19 protein-coding genes and 1 pseudogene are annotated in these 19,435 nt (G+C 62.4%); 10 read left to right on the forward strand and 10 right to left on the reverse strand.

Annotation, left to right across the window (positions count from 1 at the left end):
- Nucleotides 1–220 (forward strand): IS3 family transposase (locus BLS74_RS32705; protein WP_139191809.1); only part of this gene is annotated, 220 nt, incomplete at its 5' end.
- Nucleotides 221–222: 2 nt separating this feature from the next.
- Here the strand turns inward: BLS74_RS32705 and BLS74_RS32710 are convergent.
- Nucleotides 223–846, reverse strand: coding sequence for a hypothetical protein (locus BLS74_RS32710; RefSeq protein ID WP_139191810.1), 624 nt, complete (start codon nucleotides 844–846; stop codon nucleotides 223–225).
- Nucleotides 847–1,387: 541 nt separating this feature from the next.
- On the opposite strand from BLS74_RS32710, the gene BLS74_RS32715 reads away from it, so the two are divergent.
- Both BLS74_RS32715 and BLS74_RS32720 read left to right on the forward strand, forming a co-directional pair.
- Nucleotides 1,388–1,609: a hypothetical protein gene (locus BLS74_RS32715; protein ID WP_139191811.1), complete on the forward strand. Its 222-nt coding sequence runs from the start codon at nucleotides 1,388–1,390 to the stop codon at nucleotides 1,607–1,609.
- Nucleotides 1,606–4,062, forward strand: a complete 2,457-nt coding sequence (locus BLS74_RS32720; protein ID WP_093112076.1) for an AAA family ATPase — start codon at nucleotides 1,606–1,608, stop codon at nucleotides 4,060–4,062. The genes BLS74_RS32715 and BLS74_RS32720 overlap by 4 nt, the downstream gene beginning before the upstream one ends.
- Nucleotides 4,063–4,472: 410 nt before the next feature.
- On the opposite strand, the gene BLS74_RS32725 is transcribed toward BLS74_RS32720, so the two are convergent.
- The 8 genes from BLS74_RS32725 to BLS74_RS32760 form a co-directional block, all read right to left on the reverse strand.
- Nucleotides 4,473–4,958 carry a GNAT family N-acetyltransferase gene (locus BLS74_RS32725; RefSeq protein WP_093112078.1) on the reverse strand — a complete coding sequence of 162 codons (486 nt, stop codon included), beginning with the start codon at nucleotides 4,956–4,958 and terminating at the stop codon, nucleotides 4,473–4,475.
- A gap of 144 nt (nucleotides 4,959–5,102) precedes the next feature.
- The gene (locus tag BLS74_RS32730) at nucleotides 5,103–5,978 is read right to left on the reverse strand and encodes a DMT family transporter (RefSeq protein ID WP_093112080.1); all 876 of its coding nucleotides are present in this window, start codon (nucleotides 5,976–5,978) and stop codon (nucleotides 5,103–5,105) included.
- A 3-nt stretch (nucleotides 5,979–5,981) separates the two neighbouring features.
- Entirely contained in the window at nucleotides 5,982–7,448 is a 1,467-nt protein-coding gene (locus tag BLS74_RS32735; protein WP_093112082.1) for an NAD-dependent succinate-semialdehyde dehydrogenase, read from the reverse strand.
- A gap of 13 nt (nucleotides 7,449–7,461) precedes the next feature.
- Nucleotides 7,462–8,187: a haloacid dehalogenase type II gene (locus BLS74_RS32740; RefSeq protein WP_093112104.1), complete on the reverse strand. Its 726-nt coding sequence runs from the start codon at nucleotides 8,185–8,187 to the stop codon at nucleotides 7,462–7,464.
- 20 nt (nucleotides 8,188–8,207) lie between these two features.
- Entirely contained in the window at nucleotides 8,208–9,572 is a 1,365-nt protein-coding gene (locus BLS74_RS32745; protein WP_093112084.1) for an aminotransferase class III-fold pyridoxal phosphate-dependent enzyme, read from the reverse strand.
- Entirely contained in the window at nucleotides 9,569–9,925 is a 357-nt protein-coding gene (locus BLS74_RS32750) for a tRNA-binding protein (RefSeq protein ID WP_212733738.1), read from the reverse strand. The genes BLS74_RS32745 and BLS74_RS32750 overlap by 4 nt, the downstream gene beginning before the upstream one ends.
- A gap of 5 nt (nucleotides 9,926–9,930) precedes the next feature.
- On the reverse strand, nucleotides 9,931–11,367 hold the full coding sequence (locus BLS74_RS32755; RefSeq protein ID WP_093112086.1) for an FAD-binding oxidoreductase: 1,437 nt from the start codon (nucleotides 11,365–11,367) through the stop codon (nucleotides 9,931–9,933).
- Nucleotides 11,368–11,705: 338 nt separating this feature from the next.
- Nucleotides 11,706–12,287 carry a LuxR family transcriptional regulator gene (locus BLS74_RS32760; protein WP_093112088.1) on the reverse strand — a complete coding sequence of 194 codons (582 nt, stop codon included), beginning with the start codon at nucleotides 12,285–12,287 and terminating at the stop codon, nucleotides 11,706–11,708.
- Nucleotides 12,288–12,385: 98 nt separating this feature from the next.
- Here BLS74_RS32760 and BLS74_RS32765 point away from each other — a divergent pair, with 98 nt between their 5' ends.
- The 7 genes from BLS74_RS32765 to BLS74_RS32795 are packed head-to-tail and all read left to right on the forward strand — an operon-like array spanning nucleotide 12,386 to nucleotide 18,650.
- Entirely contained in the window at nucleotides 12,386–13,651 is a 1,266-nt protein-coding gene (locus BLS74_RS32765; RefSeq protein ID WP_093112090.1) for a metal-dependent hydrolase family protein, read from the forward strand.
- A gap of 1 nt (nucleotide 13,652) precedes the next feature.
- The gene (locus BLS74_RS32770; protein ID WP_093112092.1) at nucleotides 13,653–14,420 is read left to right on the forward strand and encodes an ABC transporter ATP-binding protein; all 768 of its coding nucleotides are present in this window, start codon (nucleotides 13,653–13,655) and stop codon (nucleotides 14,418–14,420) included.
- Nucleotides 14,417–15,136, forward strand: a complete 720-nt coding sequence (locus BLS74_RS32775; protein ID WP_093112094.1) for an ABC transporter ATP-binding protein — start codon at nucleotides 14,417–14,419, stop codon at nucleotides 15,134–15,136. Before BLS74_RS32770 ends, BLS74_RS32775 begins: the two co-directional genes overlap by 4 nt.
- A 23-nt stretch (nucleotides 15,137–15,159) precedes the next feature.
- Complete coding sequence (locus tag BLS74_RS32780) at nucleotides 15,160–16,359, forward strand: ABC transporter substrate-binding protein (RefSeq protein WP_212733739.1); 1,200 nt, start codon at nucleotides 15,160–15,162, stop codon at nucleotides 16,357–16,359.
- A gap of 19 nt (nucleotides 16,360–16,378) precedes the next feature.
- Nucleotides 16,379–17,266, forward strand: a complete 888-nt coding sequence (locus tag BLS74_RS32785) for a branched-chain amino acid ABC transporter permease (RefSeq protein ID WP_093112098.1) — start codon at nucleotides 16,379–16,381, stop codon at nucleotides 17,264–17,266.
- Complete coding sequence (locus tag BLS74_RS32790; RefSeq protein WP_093112100.1) at nucleotides 17,263–18,234, forward strand: branched-chain amino acid ABC transporter permease; 972 nt, start codon at nucleotides 17,263–17,265, stop codon at nucleotides 18,232–18,234. The genes BLS74_RS32785 and BLS74_RS32790 overlap by 4 nt, the downstream gene beginning before the upstream one ends.
- A complete protein-coding gene (locus BLS74_RS32795) occupies nucleotides 18,231–18,650 on the forward strand; it encodes a hypothetical protein (RefSeq protein ID WP_093112102.1) in 420 nt (139 codons plus the stop codon). Before BLS74_RS32790 ends, BLS74_RS32795 begins: the two co-directional genes overlap by 4 nt.
- Before the next feature lie 468 nt (nucleotides 18,651–19,118).
- On the opposite strand, the pseudogene BLS74_RS32800 reads toward BLS74_RS32795, so the two are convergent.
- Nucleotides 19,119–19,435, reverse strand: a pseudogene (locus BLS74_RS32800) (amidohydrolase); the annotation flags it as partial.

Consider the following 19,435-nt stretch of genomic DNA (forward strand, 5'->3'; position numbering starts at 1 on the left):
CTGCTGGGACAACGCCTGCAGCGAGACCCTGTTCGGGTCATTGAAGGTGGAGCGGCTGCACGGACAACGCTTCAAGACCAAGCGCGAGGCCAAGGATGAAGCCGTCGCGTGGCTGCTCTGGTACAACCGTGCTCGACTGCACTCGACGCTGGCCTACGTCAGCCCGATGCAGTACGAGCAGGACTGGCTTGCCAATCAACCAAGGCAAGCCAACTCATGAGCTCAGCTATGGGATACGGATTCCAGGGGCAAGGTCAATCCCATTGGGAGAACCTCCCAACCGAACGACTCCAGCAGATGCCCTACCAGATCTTCAAACTTCTTCCAAGGAAGGTCGACAAGTTGAATGCTCTGATTTGCGATTGACTTTGCGATCTCGCGCCAATCGTCAAGGATTACGATGCTAGGGACCGGCAGTAAGATGAGAGAAGATTCAATCGGAGTTTCGGCACCGACCGGGAGAGCGAGTTTTACTCGTTCGGCAAGCAAGTCGCGCCACAATTCCGTGAACTGCTCTTGATCCCCCGGCGGGATGCGGTCAAAACCTTCGCCCATGTATGTGCTGACGGTCTTGTCCCATCGCAACTGCTTTCCAGGCTTATAGGTCTCTTCAGTTCGGCTGTGGAAGGACTGAAGCGCAGCCGCGAAGAGTTGCCCACGGTGCCTTGGAAGCCCTGCGGTCAGCTTCCAAACGGAAGCAGCCTTCGGAAGCTGGCCGTCGCGCAACCACGAAACAACGTTCGCCGGCGGAATTCCAGTGTTGATAGCGAGTCGGGTGGGAGTCGTCTTCTCGCGAAGTAGAACTGCGTACAGAAGCCCGGGGAACGAAATCGATTCGTTGCTCACAGTGCCTCCTGTTGTAACGGGCTCCTCTGATTCTCCGACGTGCGAGCAACAAGGAACCCGAACGTTGCTGCCATAGACGAATCGAGCCACCAAGTGTGAGCCGTGCCGTATAGCATTAATTGGTCACGTCAGATTGTGGCGCCATGGCAGCCTCGCGTACCACTTTTTGTGACAGCCGCCCCAAGCGGCCGCCTCCCTTTGCTGTGGCGCAAAACCGTCCGCGGTGCCAGGACTACAGAATGAGGGAAATCGCGGTGAGCGTCGCGAGGCGCATCGCGGGTGATCCGGTCAACTTCGGATTCGTCGGCCGCCTGTTGCGGATATTTAGGTTCGTATCGTTGACCGCTGGATGTCCGCTTGCAAGTTCCTGAGCCCTGGGCGTTCACCAAGCCCAACCTGCGGGTGAGTTCATCGATGCCCGAGTTCAGGGATTGATTCGCTGCCAACTGACGCATGTGCGGATGCTTGGCAGGCCTCAAGCGGCGGCATACTCGAGCAGAACGCAATGAAGCGCCTTCCCGGCGTGACCGAAGGAGACCCCATGACCAACGACTTCCCGGAGGAAAAAGCTCAGGCAGCCGAGTCCAAGCGACGGCATGGCAACGGAAGCGTCGCCCACCAGATCATCGGCGAGTTCATCGTGGCGCTGGAGGCTCAGCCGCAACACGCCGACGTCGTGGCGCGGCTGTCGAAGGTGGTCTTCGACGGCAAGGTCAGCGACGCGTCGTTGCGGATCGCGCTCTTCGGAGACCTTGAACTGTGATCCTGGTCAAGTCGATCTCGATTCACGAGTTCCGTGGGGTGCGCGACCTGACGCTCACGCCTGACGGCAAGAACTTCGCGGTCTGCGGCCCGAACGGGACAGGCAAGAGCGGCATCGTAGACGCACTGGAGTTCGTGCTGACCGGCAACATCTCGCGGCTCTCGGGCGAAGGGACTGGCGGGCTGTCCGTGAAGGAGCACGGGCCGCATGTCGACAGCCGCAACCGGCCTGAAGATGCCCATGTGACCGTGACGCTCGCGATCCCGACCCTGGGAAAGGAAGCGACCATCCGCCGCTCGGTCAAGGATCCAAGGAATCCCAAGATCAGCCCAGACGACGACGCCATCCGGCGCGTAATCGAGCGGGTTGGCCTGCACCCGGAGTTCGTGCTCTCCCGGCGCGAGCTGATTCGCTACATTCTGGCCGAACCTGGCAAGCGTTCGAAGGAGGTGCTTGCGCTTCTGAGGCTCGAACAGGTCGAAAACCTGCGCGTTCAATTTCAGCGGATTGCGAACGCCAGCGAGCGCGAGGCAGGCGTGCAGGAGACTGTAAAGGAGCGCGCTGGCGCCGGGCTTCAGTCGGCACTCAACATTCCGAAGCTGACGATGCCCGCGCTGCTGGCGGCCGTCAACGAGCGCCGAGCCCTGTTGAGCCTGGCTCCTCTGACCGTGCTGGAGCCGACGACGTCGATCAAGGATGGCATGTCGACGGTCGCCACGGCCGCCCAGCCGGCCAAGGTCATCAAGGCCGAGGCAAGCGCGCAGCTGACACATTTCCAGGAGAAATTGACCGAGCTGGGATCCGGTGATGTCCAGGCGCAGTGCGTGGCCGCCCAGGTCAGCATCGCGAAGCTGCAGCTGGACGAAAAGTTCCTCGAGAGCGCCACCGCTGAAGAATTTCTGCAGCGGGCGCTGGCGGCCTATGACGAGGAGGTCTGCCCGGTCTGCGACATCCCTTGGGAGCCTGAGAAGTTTCGCGCACACATCGCGCAAAAGCTCGTACGCCATTCGGAGGCAATCGAGCAGCGCCGGGAGCTCGAGAAGGAGCTGCAGCCGATCCTGGATCGGGTGAACGACCTGGTGGCGCTGTGCACTGACGTGGCAGCTCACGGCGCGGCACTCAAACCGGCGGTGGACTGCGCGTCGATCCTGACCCATCGGGAGCAACTGCAGACGGTTTGCAAGGCGCTGGCGACGCTTCTGCCGCTCGCCAAGGCCAGTGTGGCACTCGGCTCACTGGCCGCCGAACATGAGACGCTCAAGCCAACCCTCGAGCAGCTGGCCAGCGCGATCGCGGCGCTTCCCGAGCCCAACGCCCATGAGGCTGCCCGCGACTATCTGACGATCTGCCAAGAGCGCCTGGAGACGTTTCGCCAGTCGAGTGTGGCGCTGAAGGAGGCCCGCAGCAAGGCACAAACCGCGCGGGAGGTGTTCGACACGTATGCGGGCGAAACAACGAAGGCACTGGACGCCATCTACGCCCAGGTGCAAGAGACGTTCGGCCGCCTGTATCGTTTGGTGAATCAGGACGACGAGGAACAGTTCCAAGCCCGGCTCAAGCCCTCAATCGGGAAATTGGGTTTCGACGTCGACTTCTACGGCCGTGGCTTCTTCCCGCCTGGGGCCTATCACAGCGAGGGACACCAAGACGGGATGGGCTTGTGCCTGTACCTGGCGCTCATGCAGCACCTTGCCGGTGACGCGTTCACGTTCGCGGTGCTCGATGACGTGCTGATGTCGGTCGACTCCGGGCATCGACGTGAAGTCAGCAAGATGCTTCAGCAGGAATTTCCGAAGACCCAGTTCTTCCTGACCACGCACGACGAAATCTGGCTGCGCCACATGAAGGTGGTCGGCCTGATCAAACCCAAGGGCGCCGCGCACTTTCGCACCTGGAACGTTGACGAGGGCCCCACAGAGTGGGACGACAAGGACGTCTGGGGCGAGATCGATTCGTTCCTAGCGAAGAACGACGTCCGAGCCGCAGCGGCGCTGCTGCGCAACTACCTCGAGCACTTCTCCAAGGAAGCGTGCCACGTGGTGCGCGCGCAAGTTGAGTTTCGCGGCGACGCGCAGTTCACGTTGGGAGACCTGCTGCCCAGCGCGATTGGCCGGGTCAAAAAGCTTCTCAAGGAAGGGAAGGCCGCCGCCCATTCGTGGGGACAGGCCGACAACTTCGAGAAGGTCCAGAAGCTGGAGACTGCATTCGCCGCCGCCGCCGCCGCGTCGAACGCTGAGCAGTGGCAGGTCAACGCGGCGGTCCACTACAACGAGTGGGCCAATCTGCATCGAAACGACTTCGAGCCCGTCGTGAAGGCCTTCAAGGTCCTGGTCGACACGTTCGCGTGCCAGACCTGCCATGCCGTCCTGTTTGTCACGCCGGAACACCGAAGCCCTGAGAGCTTGCGCTGCATGTGCGGCAACGTGAACGTCAATCTGCTGAAGAAGGCCTGACGCGCTAGACTTCGCGCGGCTTCCGTCTTCCAATGGCAGCTCAGCGCCCGTATCGCCACTCCGGTCCCTGAGCAGCTGACATTCGATTGGCCTTCAACACTGGATGGCGCCGGCTGCGCTTCAGTTGCCGCTCTACCAATTTCGTCGCCGCGCGCCAGCGACTGAGCTATGTCTGCACTACCTTGAGACCGGTCGTCGATGCTGAGATCTCCTTGGCGCCTGGATGACCGGAATCGGCCTCCGCAGCGTGAGTTCGCCGAGCGGCAGGAAAAGACAGCAACCGCTGCATTGCGGGTGTCCGCCGCGTGCGGTGCTGGAGGCGTCGAGGGAGCGCACCACCGCCGGGCCGCTTAGGCCATCATCCTCGCCAGCATCGAACGGTTTTGCCTGTGATCTTCTGACTCATGACGCTAGAGGCGCTGATACATCACAAGCGCGTCGGTGTACCCATGCACCGGGTGGAGAAATGCCTCCGGAACCCGGCCAACAATCTGGAAACCCATCCGTTGCCAGAGTTCGATTGCTCTGTGGTTGCTTGCAAGCACAAAGTTGAACTGCATCGCGCGATACCCCGCCGCGCGGGCTTCTTCGAGCGAATGTGTGCACATGGCACGTCCGATTCCTCGACCATGGGCGTGGCCAGCGGTCATGTAGCCGCAGTTCGCAACGTGAGAACCCGCGCCCTTCCGATTGGGATGCAGAACGTAGGTTCCAACGAGTTCGCCACCCTCTTGAGCGACGTAGCAAACATTCGTAGGTGCCAGCCAGGCACGCAGTGCTTCGTCCCGACTAGTCTGGGGCGGAAAATCATACGTTTCGCCGGCGCGAATGACGGGTTCGAGGATCTGCCAGAGGCCGTCCTCGTCTCCTGGTACCGCTTTTCGAATCTGAAGCATCGGTAGTCGTTTCCTTACCCGCGATTCTAAAGTTCGTCCCGTGTGGTGCGACCTGGACGACGAGGTCCAGGATCCCATCTTCATGAAGCTGTAGAGTCGGTCCCCTTTGAGCGTCGAGGCCGATGCTTTGCACACGCATCTCGTTCAGGCTATCGCAGATGGCGAGCCCCTTTTTTTGTGCACCATCGATCGGCAAGAGCGCTTGCTTGCAAGGAAAACAGCCACGCTCGATGCGGTAACTAGGAGCGTCGCCCCGACGGTCGTCAGCGACAGCGATCGACTTCCCAAGAGCACAAGCATGAGTGTCGAGAGAATGGGAGTTGCGTTGGACAGCACGCCGATGATCCGCGCATCGCCGCGCCGCATGGCGAGACTCCAGAGGTAAAAGGCTCCACCCGTTGGGCCGACGCCCAGCGCGAGCATCATCAACCACTGCGAGGCATCGAGAGATGCGGGCGGCTCTAAAGCTGCATGCCCTGCCAGCGCGAGCAAACCCGACACCATGCAAGCGGGCCCGACATCCACGGGAGACGAGGATTTGCTGCGTGCTTCTGCGATGGAGTAGGTCGCCCACACGAAGGCCGCGGCCAATGCGAAGCCATACCCCGGGTGCCATCGCAGCGAAAGCTCGACTCCGTCGCTGGTCGCCAGCACGACCCCTGAGAACGCAGCCGCAGCCGCGAGAATGTGTACCCATCCGAGCTTCAGTCCTTGCCCCGTCAGCGGCGCCATGAGCAGGATGAGGAGCGGCCACGCGTAGTGAACCAGATTGGCATTGACGGGCGGAGCCGAGCGCAGCGCGATGATGTAAAGCACGTGATAAGTGAACTGGCCATAGATGCCAACGGCCAGCGAACGCCAGTCGAGCGACCAGCGCATCGCCCAGGGGAGAGACAGCGCGCCACCAATGAACAGGCTCATGCCCGTCAAATACAGGGGCGGGACGCCTGCGAGCGACACCGTGAGCGTGGCCAGCGAGGACCACATCAAGATGGCGACCAGCGCAGCAATCAGTGGCATCGACTACGGCTCTTTGCTCAGATCCAGGTGCAGGGTTTGGATCTCGAGGAACTCGTCGATGCCATGGCGCGAACCTTCTCGTCCGAGCCCGGACTCCTTCACACCGCCGAACGGGGCGACCGCCGTAGAGATCGCGCCCGTGTTCATCCCGACCATGCCGCATTCGAGCGACTCGCTGACGCGGAACAGTTTGCTTGCGTCATTCGAGAAGACGTAGGCTGCAAGTCCATAGGGGGAGTCGTTCGCCCTGCGCAGCACCTCGGATTCAGTCGCGAAGCGAAAAAGCGCGGCGACCGGGCCGAAGGTCTCTTCGTGGGCGAGCACCATGGTGTCGTCCGCCCCGGTCAGCACCGTTGGCTCAAAGAATTGCGCCCCATGGCTGGAAGATTTGCCTCCTGACACGATGGAGGCGCCTTTGGCCTGCGCATCCTCGACGTGCGTCTCCACCTTTCGAAGCGCGGCCTCGTTGATTAGGGGGCCGATCGAAACGCCAGGCTCGGTGCCGACGCCGATATGGAGTTCTCGAACTTCCGCGGCGAGGCGCTCCGCGAATCGGTCGTAGATGCCCGACTGAACGTAGATGCGGTTGGCACACACGCAGGTCTGCCCGCTGTTGCGGAACTTGCTCGCCATCACGCCGGCGATCGCTGTCTCGAGGTCGGCGTCGTCAAACACGATCACGGGCGCATTGCCGCCGAGTTCGAGGCTGACGCGCTTGACGGTGTCCGCGCATTGGCGCAGGAGTTTCTTGCCCACTGCCGTTGATCCGGTGAACGTCAGCTTGCGCACCGTCGGGTTGCTCGTGAGCTCCGAGCCAATGCCCTCGGGGGCGCCAGTCACGATGTTCAGGACGCCCTTTGGAAAACCCGCGCGCTCGCCCAGTTCGGCGAGTGCCAGCGCGGAGTAGGGCGTCAGCTCCGAGGGCTTGACGACCACCGTACAACCTGCGGCCAGGGCAGGTGCCAGCTTGCGCGTGATCATCGCGTTCGGAAAATTCCAAGGCGTGATCGCCGCGCAGACGCCCACCGGCATCTTGCGCACGAAAATCCGGCGGTTTGATTGCGCCGCCGGAATGGTCTCGCCATAGGCGCGGACGCCCTCGGCCGCGAACCATTGCACGAAGGAAGCGCCGTAGAGGATCTCGCCTCTCGATTCGCTCAAGGGCTTGCCTTGCTCCAGCGTCATCAATAGTGCGAGATCGTCGGCATGCGCCAGCATCAGGTCGTGCCACTTGAGCAGCAGCGTCGCGCGATGATTGGCAGTCAGGGACCGCCACGCCGGCAACGCGGCTTGGGCTGCCTCGATGGCATCCCGCGTGTCGACGCCGTCACACGACGGGATGGTCCCAAGCGCCTGCCGGTTGGCCGGATTCACCACTTCGAGCGTGCCCTCAGATCGGGCGTTTCGCCATTGACCGTCGATGTACGCCTGCTGGCGCCAAAGCGCCATGTCCTGGAGCTCCACATGCATGACGCGGCTTTCCTCAGCCGCCGACTTCAGCCTGATGCGCCTTGGCCAGCGCGATCATGCTTTCGAAGGTGAAGTCCAACTTGGGCGTGCCGGGTGGAGGCATCGTGGCGCCCCAGCCTTTGTTGGCATGGCGGCGATCGATCCAGGCAGAGGCGAGCCCGAAGCTGTTCGCTGGCGCGTGGTCGTGGAAAAGGCTCTGGGCCGTGTGAAGGATGTCTTTCTTCTGAAGTCCGAAATCGCTCACCAGCCGCTTGAGCATGTATTCGAAGTTGCGCGGGCTCGGCTTGTAGGAGCCGATGTCCTGCGCCGTGTAGATTGCGTCGAACACCACCTGCAGGCGCGCGTTGCTCGAGCGGAACGAAAGCCGATCAACGTTCGAAAGGATCACGAGCTTGTAGTGCTTCTTTAGGTACGTCAGCGCCTCGATCGAGTCCGCGAATTCGGGCCAGTCCGGCACCGATGCGCCGAAGGTGTTGGCTTCCTCGTCGCTGACAGTGACACCCCATTCCTTGGCCAGGCGCTTGTAGACCAGTGCCAGCAGCTGCGGGTAGAGCATCGCGGGCGCTTCTTCTTCCTGCGCGGACTCGTGCTGCGCGTAGTTCTCGAGGACCTCGTCGCGCGTCTTGTCGTTGCCCGCCTTTGCGCGCAGCGGCTCCAGCGCGCTGTAGATCCCGGATTCCCAGTCGATCAGGGTGCCGTAGCAATCGAAGGTCAGTACTTTGAAGTTGGAGAGTTTCATGGTGAGTCCCATTGGTTGATTCAAGAGAAAACGTGAGCGATGGAAGCGCGCAAGCGCTCGATCAGGACGTCGACGTCCGCTTCCGTGTAGTTCAGGGAGGGTGCGAAGCCCAAAATGTCGTCGCTGAAGGCGCGGAAGACCAATCCGTTCTGGAATGCATGGTCGAGCACGCGCTGGCCCATCTTGAGCGCCGGATCGGGCTTGGCCTTCGTGGTCTTGTCTGCGACCAGCTCGACGGCACCGAGCAGGCCGCGCACGCGGACCTCGCCCACGCACGGCAGGGTTTCGAGGTCTTTGAGGCTGGCTTCGAAGTACTGCCCGACGCGCTGTCCGTTGTCGAGCAAGCCGCCGTCCGTGTACAGGTCGAGCACCGCATTGGCCACGGCGGCGCTGACCGGATGACCGGCGTAGGTCTGGCCGTGGCCGAACGGCGTGCCGTCGCTGCCGGCCGCGGCGATGCCCCGATACAGCTCTTCCGTGATCAACGTCGCGCTCATCGGCGCGTATCCCGCCGTCAAGCCCTTCGCCAGCGTGAGGACGTCGGGCGTGACGCCTTCGGCTGCGCAGGCGAAGAGCGGGCCGGTACGGCCGAAGCCGGTGATGACTTCATCGACGATGAGAAGAATGCCGAGCCGGTCGCACGTCGCTCGCATGGCGGCGAGGAAGCCCGGAGGCGGAATGATCACGCCGCCCGATCCCTGGATCGGCTCGCAGATGAAGGCCGCCACGTTGTCGGCGCCCAGCTCCGCGACCTTCGCCTCGAGCGCCCGCACGGTGCTCGCGAGAACCGCGGCCGGGTCCGGACCGTCTGCGTGGCGGTACGGATACGGCGACGGAATGTGGTGCTGTTGCGGGCCGGGCACGTCGAAGTGCTTGTGGAACAACGGCAGCGCCGTCAAGCCGCTTCCGACCGCGGAACTGCCGTGGTACCCGCGCTGCAGGCCAATGAAATGCTTCTTGGTCGGTCGCCCTGTGGCGTTGAAGAAATAGCGGACGGTACGAATGGCAGTGTCCACGGCGTCGGATCCGCCTTGACCGAAGAGCACGCGCGTCAAACCCTCGGGCGCCAGTGCCGTGAGCCGCCCGGCGAGCCGAATCGCGGGCTCGCTTGCAAAGTGGAAGTAGCCGGTCGAGTAGGGCAACTTTCGCATCTGCTCCGTGGCCGCGCGTACGACAGATTCCTGGCCATAGCCGACGTTGACGCACCACAAGCCGGAAAACGCATCTTGCACACGACGGCCATCGGCGTCGATGAGGTGAATGCGGTCGGCGGCCGTCCAGATGGTTGCGCCGCGCTCCTCGTGCTGCTGCAGTGCGACCACGGGGTGGAGCCAATGGCGGCGGTCAATCTCGCTCAGTTCGGCAAAGTCGGTGTCGATTCTCATGGGAGTTCACTGGTAGGGCTATCAAAAAACCTGCGCGCCGAGTGGCACGTCGCGTTCGGGCGCGAGCAGCACTGGAGCGCCCGTCTCGCTGCGTGCGCCGAGCACGAGCACCTGCGATCGAAGCCGCCTATGCGAATGGATCCCAGGTTCATGGCACAGATGACCTGTCGTCCGATCAGTTCTTCGGCGGTATAGATGTCCATGTACTGGCCGCTGGAGGTGCGCATGCCGAGGTCGCCGAAGTCGATGTACAGCTTGAATGCGGGTACCCGCGCCTTGAGGTTGGGATTTGCATCGACGATGCGGCCTACGCGCAGGTCGAGGCGCTCGAAAGCCGTGGGATCGGTTGTCATCGGCGTCACTCCTTCGCGGTGTGCAACAGGGGGAGAACCTTGCCGGGATTCAGCAGATTCTTCGGGTCGAACGCACGTTTCACGCGCCACGCCATTTCGAGTTCAGTTCGCGACTTCACGACGAGCAGTTCGTCGCGCTTGCCGGCGCCGACGCCGTGCTCGGCCGAGATGGAACCGTCCATCGCAACGGCGATGTCGTCGACTGCCTTGCTGATCTGCGCGCCGAAGGCGAGGTATTCCTTGACCGGGACGTCGGCCGGCCGCAGCGGATTGAAATGCACATTCCCGTCGCCCATATGCCCGTAGATCACCATGCGCGTTTGTGGTGCGATCTGCAGCACGCTTTGCGTGGCGCGTTCGATGAACGCCGGAATCTGTGAAAGCGGAACGGAGATGTCGCAGCGCACGCTGCCGCCGGTTCGCGTCTGCGCGTCGGAGATTTCCTCGCGCAGGCGCCAGAACTCCGCCGCATGCGAATCTGCCGTTGCGATAGCCGCGTCCTCGATCGTTCCATCCTCGAGGCCGGCTTGCAGGGCTTCGTAGAAGGCGTCGTCGAGATCCTCTTGTGCGCGTCCCGACGCCATCTCTGCAAGGACATACCAGGAAGACTGCACCGACAGCGGCGACCGTGCGTCCTGAAGGTGTGCGAGCACGAGTTCGAGTGCGGCCGCCGAGATCAGTTCGAAGGCAGTGACGTCCTGGCCCAAGCGCTTGCGCAGGGCACCGAAGAACGAAAGCGCGCCTCGCGGGCTCTTGAAGCCGAGAAAGGCCGTCGATTCCGAACGTGGCTTGGGCACGAGCTTCAGCACCGCGGCTGTGACGACACCGAGCGTTCCTTCGGCGCCGATGAACAGCTGCTTCAGGTCGTACCCTGTGTTGTCCTTGCGCAGCGCGCGAAGACCGTTCCAGACCTCGCCCCACGGCAACACAACTTCGACGCCCAGGATCAGGTCCCGCATGTTGCCGTAGCGCAGCACGGCGGTGCCGCCGGCGTTGGTCGAGAGATTTCCACCAATCTGACAGCTGCCTTCGGAACCGATTCGCAAGGGAAACAGCTTCCGCACCTCATCAGCATGGCTGCGAGCCTCCTGCAGCGTGACACCAGCCTCCACGACCATCGTGTCGTTGACTGCGTCCACACTGCGCACGCGATTGAGGCGCGACAGGCTGAGGATGACCGCGTGGCCCGTGTCGTCGGGAACGGCGCCGCCGAGCAGTGACGTGTTGCCGCCTTGCGGCACGACGGGCACGTCGTGGGCATGGCAGTAGTTCATCACCAGACTCACTTGCCCGGTGTCCGCGGGTCGGACCACTGCCAGCGCTTTGCCAATGTAAACGCCGCGGTAGTCCGTAGCGTAGCTGCGCGTGTCGCGCTCTGCGTCAAGGCAATACGCCGCACCGACGATTGCCGACAGGTTCCTGATGTGCGTGACGTTGTCCATGAGTTCTTCGCTCGTCGGCGATCAATGCTTTGTCAGAGATCAGGTGGGCGCGGGCCTGACATGGGAAGAGCTTGTTTTGCTCGGATCTGGTGCAGGTCGACTGCGACCACCTAATGCACTAAGAGTCTAGGAGACGTAAACGCCTACTGCAATAGGTGTCGCGCACTTAAGTGATTTTTGTTGGAGGCGACTGCGCGGGGCGACGCGACGGCACCCCGTTGAACGAGGGCGTCGTGCCGCCTGAAGATCTCGCGCGCCCGAACAGCGATTGGGTCGGCGGCTTCAGGAAGAACTAGTTGAAATGGAAGTGTCGAGCGCCAGGACGCTGCTTGGCAGTACTAGCCGGCAAGCAGACGCTGCACGAGATCGGGTGTGCTGCTCACGCTGTACTTTCGCAAAAGCCGCGTCTTGTAGATGTCCACCGTGCGCGGACTGATTCCCAGGGCTTTCGCGACCTCTTTGCCGGTCTTGCCTTCAATCAGCAAGGCCGCGACGTCGCGCTCCCGCGGGGTCATCGAGCCACGCAGGGCCGAGTTGACCTTGCGCCCCGTCGAGAGGTCGGTGAATGCCCAGATAGTGTCCCGATGAGGGTCGTCAGGCGTATACGTGAAGCCGCTGACATGGACCCAGAACAGCTCGCCATCCAATCGCCGCATCACGCGGTCGTCGGAGAAGGTCAGGTCCTTGGCCAGGACCGGGGCGATCCGGCTGCCGGTCTGCTCGAAGTGCGCCTGGGTCGGATAGAGGCGTTCGAAGGTCGTGCCGACGAGATCCTCGACACGGCCGCGAAAGATCATGGCGAATGCCCGATTGCAATCGAGGATGACGCGGTTGCGGCCGAGCGCCTGACCGACTGGTGCATCCTGGAATGCACGTTCATAGTCGATTGCGACGGACGTGCTGCTTGCCTTCTTGCTCATTGAGGACCGCCTTCCAAAAAACACTTAAGTGCTCGACACCTATTGTCGTAGGAGTATACGGCACCTAGACTCTTAGCATGTTAGGTGTTGGAGGCTTCATGTCGATATTTGTTCTGCGCAATGCAAACCTGCTCGATCTCGAGGAAGGCGCACTCATAGATGGAATGGACGTTGTGGTGGTCGACGACAGGATCGCCGACATCGGCCGTGGCTTGGTGGATCCCGTTGGGACCGATGCCGTCTACGACTTGCGGGGCCTTACGCTCATGCCCGGGCTGATTGACTGCCACGTCCACGTGACGGCATCCCACGTCAACCTGGGCCTCGCAGCAAAGCTGCCGAACGCGCTCGGAGTCATTCGCTCACTGCCAATCTTGAGGGGAATGCTGTTCCGTGGGTTCACCAGCGTTCGAGACGCGGGAGGGGGGGACTGGGCCCTTGCGCAAGCGGCCCAGGATGGCCTGATCGAAGCGCCGCGCCTGTTTCCTTCGGGCAAGGCGCTGTCGCAGACAGGCGGCCACGGCGACTTTCGCGCACGAAGCGATCAACTCGAGCCATGTGCCTGTTCCTTCCGCATTGGAAACATCGCTCGCGTGGTCGACGGCGTCGACGACGTGCGCCGTGCCGCGCGCGACGAACTGACCAAAGGCGCGACGCAGATCAAGGTGATGGCAAGCGGCGGGGTGACATCGCCCAACGACCCGATCGGCAACACTGGCTACTCGATGGATGAGCTGAGAGCCATCGTCGACGAGGCTGCCGCCTGGCAAACATATGTGATGGCGCATGCCTACACGCCGAGGGCCATCAAGCGCGCCGTCGAGGCTGGTGTGCGCACGATCGAACACGGCAATCTCGTCGACGAAGCGACTGCCCAACTTGTCAAGCAGGCCGGCGTCTTCGTGGTCCCCACGCTGATCACATTCGACATGCTCTCCAGCGAAGGCGCAGCGTTGGGCCTGCCGCCGGAATCGATCGCCAAGGTGGATGACGTGCGCCTGGTTGGCCGCGAGGCGATTGCCATGCTTCACAGGCTCGGCGTCAAGATGGGATTCGGCAGCGATCTGTTGGGAGAGTCCCACAAGCATCAAAGCGAGGAGCTTCGCATCCGCTGCGAGATCGTGGGCAACCTTGAGACGCTGCGAAGCGCGACAACCGTGGCCGCCGACATCCTCCAGCGGGCGGGAACCCTGGGCGTGGTCCGCCCAGGTGCAGTCGCCGACCTGTTGGTTGTCAAGGGGAATCCGCTGGAGGACATCGGAGTGCTCACCGGACAGGGGGAGGGCCTTTCCGCAATCATGAAGGATGGTCGTTTCGTCAAGAACGAACTCAAGGCTCGGACCAGCGTGGCACGGGTGGCCTGACATGACGGCGCTCCTCGAAATTTCTGACCTGTGCGCGAGCTTCGGCGGCTTGCATGCGCTTGCCGGCGCTAGTTTCAATGTAGAGCGCGGAAAGACCACCGGGCTGATCGGACCGAATGGCGCGGGCAAGACCACCCTGTTCAATGCAGTTACCGGCCTGCTGCCCCAGGCGACCGGACGCATCGTGTTCGACGGCGTGGACATTGCCGGAAAGCGACCCGAGCGCATCTCCCGCGCCGGGCTGATCCGCACCTTTCAACTTGCGCGTGGTTGCCCACGCATGACGGTCTTCGAGCATCTGATGCTCTACGGACCTAGGCAAGCCGGGGAAGGCTTCCTGGCAGGGCTCGTTGGTGGCGCAGCGGTAAAGGCGCGCGAGGAAGAGCTGCGGGAAAAGGTGTGGGCCATGGCGCACAGGCTTCGCCTGGACCAGGTTCTCGACAACCTCGTGTCGGCGCTGTCCGGTGGTCAGAAGAAGCTACTGGAGATTGGGCGGGCGCTGCTGGCCGAGCCCGAGATGATCCTGCTCGACGAGCCCATGGCCGGCGTCAATCCCACGCTTGTGGGTGAGATCGCGGATCAGCTCGAAGTCGTGAAGGCCGAAGGCATCACGATCCTCTTGATCGAACACGAGATGGCGCTCATCAAGCGGCTTTGCGAAGAAGTCATCGTGATGGCCGAAGGCAAGTACCTGACGCACGGCAGCTTCGATCAGGTCACGGCGGACCGCCGCGTCCAGTCCTCTTACCTTGGAAGGAGCCGGGCATGACAACCCTGCATATGCGGGACATTCGCGGCGGCTACGGAAGCGCGGACGAGATCGTCAAGGGCATCGATCTCGAAGTAAAGGCACGTGACCTTGCCGTGATCATTGGCCCTAACGGCGCTGGCAAGTCGACGTTCCTGAAGCTCGTTGCCGGTCTTCTCAAGCCCAAGACGGGCCATGTGGAGATCGATGGCCGTCATCTTGCGCCGGGCAGCGCACAGGACGCTTGCGAACACGGCCTCAGCTTCGTGCCGCAGGAGCGCAACGTCTTCCAGAGCCTGACAGTCAGAGAGAACCTCGAGATGGGGGGCTACCTGGTGCGCGCCGAACTCAAGTCCCGGGTCGAGGCGCAGCTCGAGCGGTTCCCGCTGTTGAAGCCGCGCCTCAAGCACAAGGCGGGCAACCTGTCTGGAGGCCAGCGACAGGTCCTTGCGATGGCGATTGCCCTGATGACGCAGCCGAACGTGCTGCTCTTGGACGAGCCGACTGCAGGGCTTTCGCCCGCTGCAGCCGACGAAGTGTTCGACCTGATTCGCGAGCTGGCGGGCCAAGGCCTGGCGGTCCTGATGGTGGAGCAGAACGCGTTGCTTGCCCTCGAGTACGGCACGCGGGGACTTGTTCTTGTCGCTGGGCGAAAGCTCAGGGACGCGAGTGCCGCGGATCTGCTGGCAGATGACGAGGTTCGTCATCTGTTTCTCGGCGGCGCGCAGATTCACTGATTCAACTTCCTTGGAGCATGGCCATGACTAGCAGAAGATCCTTCCTGTGTACGAGCGCCGCGGCAGCCCTGGGGGCGGCTCACCCGCTCCTATGGGCGCAGAACAGGGAGCCGATAAGGATCGGCATCCTGATCCCTCTGACCGGTGCCACGAGTCAGTTCGGCGCGACCATGAGCCGGGCTGCTCAGATCGCCGCGGAGGAGATCAACGCGGCAGGCGGTGTCAACGGACGCCGCGTGGAAGTCGTCATCGAGGACGATCAGAGCAACCCGGAAGCGGCCGTTCGCGCGGCGCGGAAGCTGATCGACGTCGATCGGGTGGTCGCCATCGGTGGGTCCTACGCTTCGTCGGTGACCTCGGCCATCGCACCGCTGTGCTGGGAGAGCAAGACGGTCCTGGCCACGTCGTCTGGCGCGGACAGCATCACGAAACTGCCTCACCAGGGCTATATCTTCCGCACGTCACCAACGGTGACGCTGCAGGGCACGCGGGTGGGCGACCTCGGTGTCGAACTCGGCTGCAAGAAGATGTTCTTCATGGGGCCACAAACACCGTTCGCGCAGGCGTACATTGACATTATCTCGGGCATCTTCACACGTGCCGGCGGTGCCGGCGCGGGTTTGATCTACGAAGACAAGAAGGCCAGTTATCGATCCGAAGTCGACCAAGCGCTGCGTGCCAAGCCAGATGTGATCGTCCTCGGGGGCTATGTTCCCGACACGTCGGTGGTACTGAAGGATCTCTATCGAGCGGGATTTGACGGCAAGCGCATCGGTTTTTCCTTCGGCATCAACCAGAAGCTTGTGGAAGCGGTGCCCGCAGAAGTCGGCGAGGGCGCGTACTCGCTGGTACCGTCCGCGTCCGTGAACGCCGGTGCCTACAAGCGGTTGGTCGCGAAGATGAAGATCGATGCACTCGACAGCTATTCCTGCCAGGTCTACGACCACGTGAATCTCGTCGCACTCGCGCTCGCCAGCGCGCCGACCGCTGAGGCGAACGGAACCACTGTGCGGGACAACGTGCGCGGCATCTCCCAGGTAGCGCAGGGAAAGGTTGTCGACAGCGCGACGGACGGGTTGAAGATGCTGAAGGACGGAAGCCGCATCAACTTCGACGGGGCCAGCGGGCCGCTCGAGTTCGCCGAGAACGGTGACGTCAAAGGCGTCTTCTTCCGCTACGAGCAGATCCAGAAGGGAAAGCTCGCAGTGACCAAGGTGGCTTGAAGCTAGCCAAAGGATCGAGATGTTCTCCGATATCGTTCAGCACTTGGCCAATGGGTTGGTGATGGGGGCGGTCGTTGCCCTGCCCGCCCTGGGCCTGACCCTTATCTTCAGCGTGCTTGGTTTCATCAACTTCAGCATCGCCGCCCAGATGACGGTGGGCGCCTACGCAGGCTGGCTGGTCAACAGCCATCTGCATTGGCCCCTCGTTCCCGTCTTGGTGGTGGCGTTCGCGATGGCCGGTCTGATGGGCGTCGTTGGCGATCGCCTGGCGCTCGTTCCCATGCGCCGCAAGGTGTCAGCTCATACACCCCTGATGGTGGCCATCGTGTCCATCGCGCTGAACCTCGCGCTGGAAAATGCACTGCGCTTCGGCTTCGGAAGCGACCTGAACAGCTTCGAGATGCCCATCGCACGCGATGTGCAGTTCGGTGGCATTCGGATCGGTCCCCAGCAGATGCACAACCTTGGGATCGCCCTGGCCATTGCCATGGTCCTGGCGGTGTTCTTCACCGTCACGCGCGTCGGGAAGGCGATGCGCGCCGTGGCTGACAACCCCGATCTGGCCCGCCTCAAGGGGATCGATCCGGCAAGGCTGTCGAACCTCGCGACGTTCATCGGCATGGGGCTTGCCGGCACCGGCGGTGCATTGCTAGCCATAGACACCAGTGTCGACCCGTCCACGGGTTCCCGCCTTCTGTTGATCATCTTTTCGGCGAGCGTGCTCGGTGGGCTGACGAGCCTTACCGGCGCAGTGCTTGGGGCGCTCCTCATCGGCGTGGTCAGCGAGGTTGCGTTGCTGGTCATTTCTCCGGTCTACCAGTCGGCGACGGCATTCGTGGCGATCCTGCTGGTTCTGTTGGTCCGTCCCAGCGGACTGTTCGCTGGCGCGTCTGGAGTTCGCAAGTGACCTCATACCTCGTGTTCATGGCCACCCTGGCCGGCATCTATGCGCTGCTATCCCTCGGATTGGTGACGATCTGGGGGCAGGGCGGAATGGTGAATCTCGGCCTGGTCGGCTTTTATGCCGTCGGTGCGTACACCTCCGCGTTGCTTTCGAGCGCCGGCGTCCCGATCGGCATCTCTCTCGTGTGTGCGGCACTGATGGCTGGCGCGGTCGGAGTGGTGCTGTCGTACGTGACGCGGCCGCTGCGCGGCGACTACCTTGCGATTGTCTCGCTGGGGTTTGCCGAAGTCATCCGGCTCGTCGCGACCAATGAAAAATGGCTTACCGGGGGCAGCGACGGTCTCTCGGGCATCCGTTCGCCGCTCAAGTTCGAACTCGGTGCAGCACACCCGTGGTTCTATCTGCTTCTGGTCTGGGCGATCGTCGGAGCTACCGCGCTCTGCCTCACCCGGCTGTTCAGATCGCCCTATGGACGTGCGCTCAGGGCCGTGCGCGACGACGAACAGGTGGCGGCTGTGGCGGGAAAGCCGGTGCTGCAACTCAAGCTCAAGACCTTCTTCGTGGGCGCTGCGTTGTCGGGCATCGCGGGTGGCGTCTATGCGCACCTCACCAGCTACATCGCGCCCGATGGTTTCGTGCCGCTCCTGACCATCTACATTTTCCTCGCGGCCACTGCCGGCGGCTACACACGCGTGATCGGAGCCATCGTCGGTTCGCTGGCTGTCGTCGCCTTGCTGGAGTCGACACGATTCGTTGCGGCCGTTATTCCCGGCCTGACCGCCGTGCAGGTCGCGTCGCTGCGCGAGTTCGTCATCGCGATCAGTCTGATCGCGATCATGCAGCTCAAGCCGGAAGGGGTATTTCAGAGCGTGAATCAGAAAGCCCGAGCGGACTCTGCTCCGCGGCGCGCGAAGGCGAGTGCCGCTGCCGAGTCCGAGCCATCATCAAACGTTCTGGCGAGCCGCGCATGACTTCACAGCGGGATTGGGCCGATCTCGCCGGGCGCTTGGCGCTGCGAGTGAACTTCGATCTGATGACGGTTCTCGAAGTGGACTGGAATGAGAACCTAGTCAGGCGCAGCTTCTCCACAGACGAGACGAACTATCCAAGCGGCGGCGTCAAGCGTCTGATGGGCAGCTCGTGGGCCAACCATGTGATCTTTGGTGGCCAAGCGTTCCGTTCGCAGACACGAGCGGAGTTCCGTTCGGCTTTCGAGGACTACAAGACCTTGGAGGCGCTCGACCTGTTCTTCGCGCTCAATGTGCCTTGCCAGGAGTGGGGCCGGACGGTGCGTACCGTCAATTTGCTTCGCGGCACAAGCGCGTTCCCGGAGCAGGCCATCGAGGCGGTTCGCCAAAGGTTCGAGTTTCCAAACAATCCCGAGTGATGTGGAGCGCAGCATCGGAACGGTCGTATGGTCAGCTCCAAACTTTCGGTGAGCCATCGCATCGCACCGCAGGGAGCGTATCAAAACAGGCATGTTCGGCCGAAGGCGATTGTCTTGTTTTGAATCCAGTATTTGTTCTCCGTATGCGCTACAGATCGTAATCAGCCATGGCTCAGTAACGCGCGGGTGAGACGTACTTGCTGCGCGCGAGTGGAGCAACCTCTCTATTGCGCCCACCTCACCTGTAGGTAGTGGTGGCCTCGTCTGACTTTTCCGCCACCCTGGGCGATCGCCGCAGGTTCCTTTGGGAACGCGCCTAGCGTTGGCTGTTTAGCGCCAGACAATCAGCCGCTTAGCAACGAGATCTGCAGCGATGAAGAAGCGATGCGTCGTACGAACGCTCATAGGCCCGCTCAGCGTGCCCACATCGACCGGTTGAATCCGCAGCGGAAACCACCCCTGCGCTGCTCAGCCAGCGGGATCGAACACCCTGAGGAACTCGCGTCGCGTCTTTGGCCCGTAGGTCCTGAAGTGAGGATCGGGTTTCTCCAGGTAGGCCATGCGCTTTCGGGCGACCGAGTCGCGGGAGGTGTATCGCTTCACTTCCGTCGGCGTCAAGCCGTACACGTTCGCGGCGTTGAGACCGAATATCCTGGCCCGCAGCGCAGGCGTCATCTCGGGATAGCCATACCGTTCGCGCAGTTCCGCCGAGATCTGGAACGTCCGGAAGGCTTGGATCTGGTCCTGCGGTGAGCCGTACCAGATCGAATCCGTGCCCCACAGCA

Source organism: Variovorax sp. CF079 (assembly GCF_900101545.1).
In the GTDB taxonomy this organism is placed as follows: domain Bacteria; phylum Pseudomonadota; class Gammaproteobacteria; order Burkholderiales; family Burkholderiaceae_C; genus Variovorax.

Coding starts and splice junctions, on each gene's coding strand:
- BLS74_RS32715 (WP_139191811.1), top strand. CDS start 1,388: ATGACCAACGACTTCCCGGAGGAAAAAGCTCAGGCAGCCGAGTCCAAG.
- BLS74_RS32725 (WP_093112078.1), bottom strand. CDS start 4,958: ATGCTTCAGATTCGAAAAGCGGTACCAGGAGACGAGGACGGCCTCTGG.
- BLS74_RS32730 (WP_093112080.1), bottom strand. CDS start 5,978: ATGCCACTGATTGCTGCGCTGGTCGCCATCTTGATGTGGTCCTCGCTG.
- BLS74_RS32735 (WP_093112082.1), bottom strand. CDS start 7,448: ATGCATGTGGAGCTCCAGGACATGGCGCTTTGGCGCCAGCAGGCGTAC.
- BLS74_RS32740 (WP_093112104.1), bottom strand. CDS start 8,187: ATGAAACTCTCCAACTTCAAAGTACTGACCTTCGATTGCTACGGCACC.
- BLS74_RS32745 (WP_093112084.1), bottom strand. CDS start 9,572: ATGAGAATCGACACCGACTTTGCCGAACTGAGCGAGATTGACCGCCGC.
- BLS74_RS32750 (WP_212733738.1), bottom strand. CDS start 9,925: ATGACAACCGATCCCACGGCTTTCGAGCGCCTCGACCTGCGCGTAGGC.
- BLS74_RS32755 (WP_093112086.1), bottom strand. CDS start 11,367: ATGGACAACGTCACGCACATCAGGAACCTGTCGGCAATCGTCGGTGCG.
- BLS74_RS32760 (WP_093112088.1), bottom strand. CDS start 12,287: ATGAGCAAGAAGGCAAGCAGCACGTCCGTCGCAATCGACTATGAACGT.
- BLS74_RS32765 (WP_093112090.1), top strand. CDS start 12,386: ATGTCGATATTTGTTCTGCGCAATGCAAACCTGCTCGATCTCGAGGAA.
- BLS74_RS32770 (WP_093112092.1), top strand. CDS start 13,653: ATGACGGCGCTCCTCGAAATTTCTGACCTGTGCGCGAGCTTCGGCGGC.
- BLS74_RS32775 (WP_093112094.1), top strand. CDS start 14,417: ATGACAACCCTGCATATGCGGGACATTCGCGGCGGCTACGGAAGCGCG.
- BLS74_RS32780 (WP_212733739.1), top strand. CDS start 15,160: ATGACTAGCAGAAGATCCTTCCTGTGTACGAGCGCCGCGGCAGCCCTG.
- BLS74_RS32785 (WP_093112098.1), top strand. CDS start 16,379: ATGTTCTCCGATATCGTTCAGCACTTGGCCAATGGGTTGGTGATGGGG.
- BLS74_RS32795 (WP_093112102.1), top strand. CDS start 18,231: ATGACTTCACAGCGGGATTGGGCCGATCTCGCCGGGCGCTTGGCGCTG.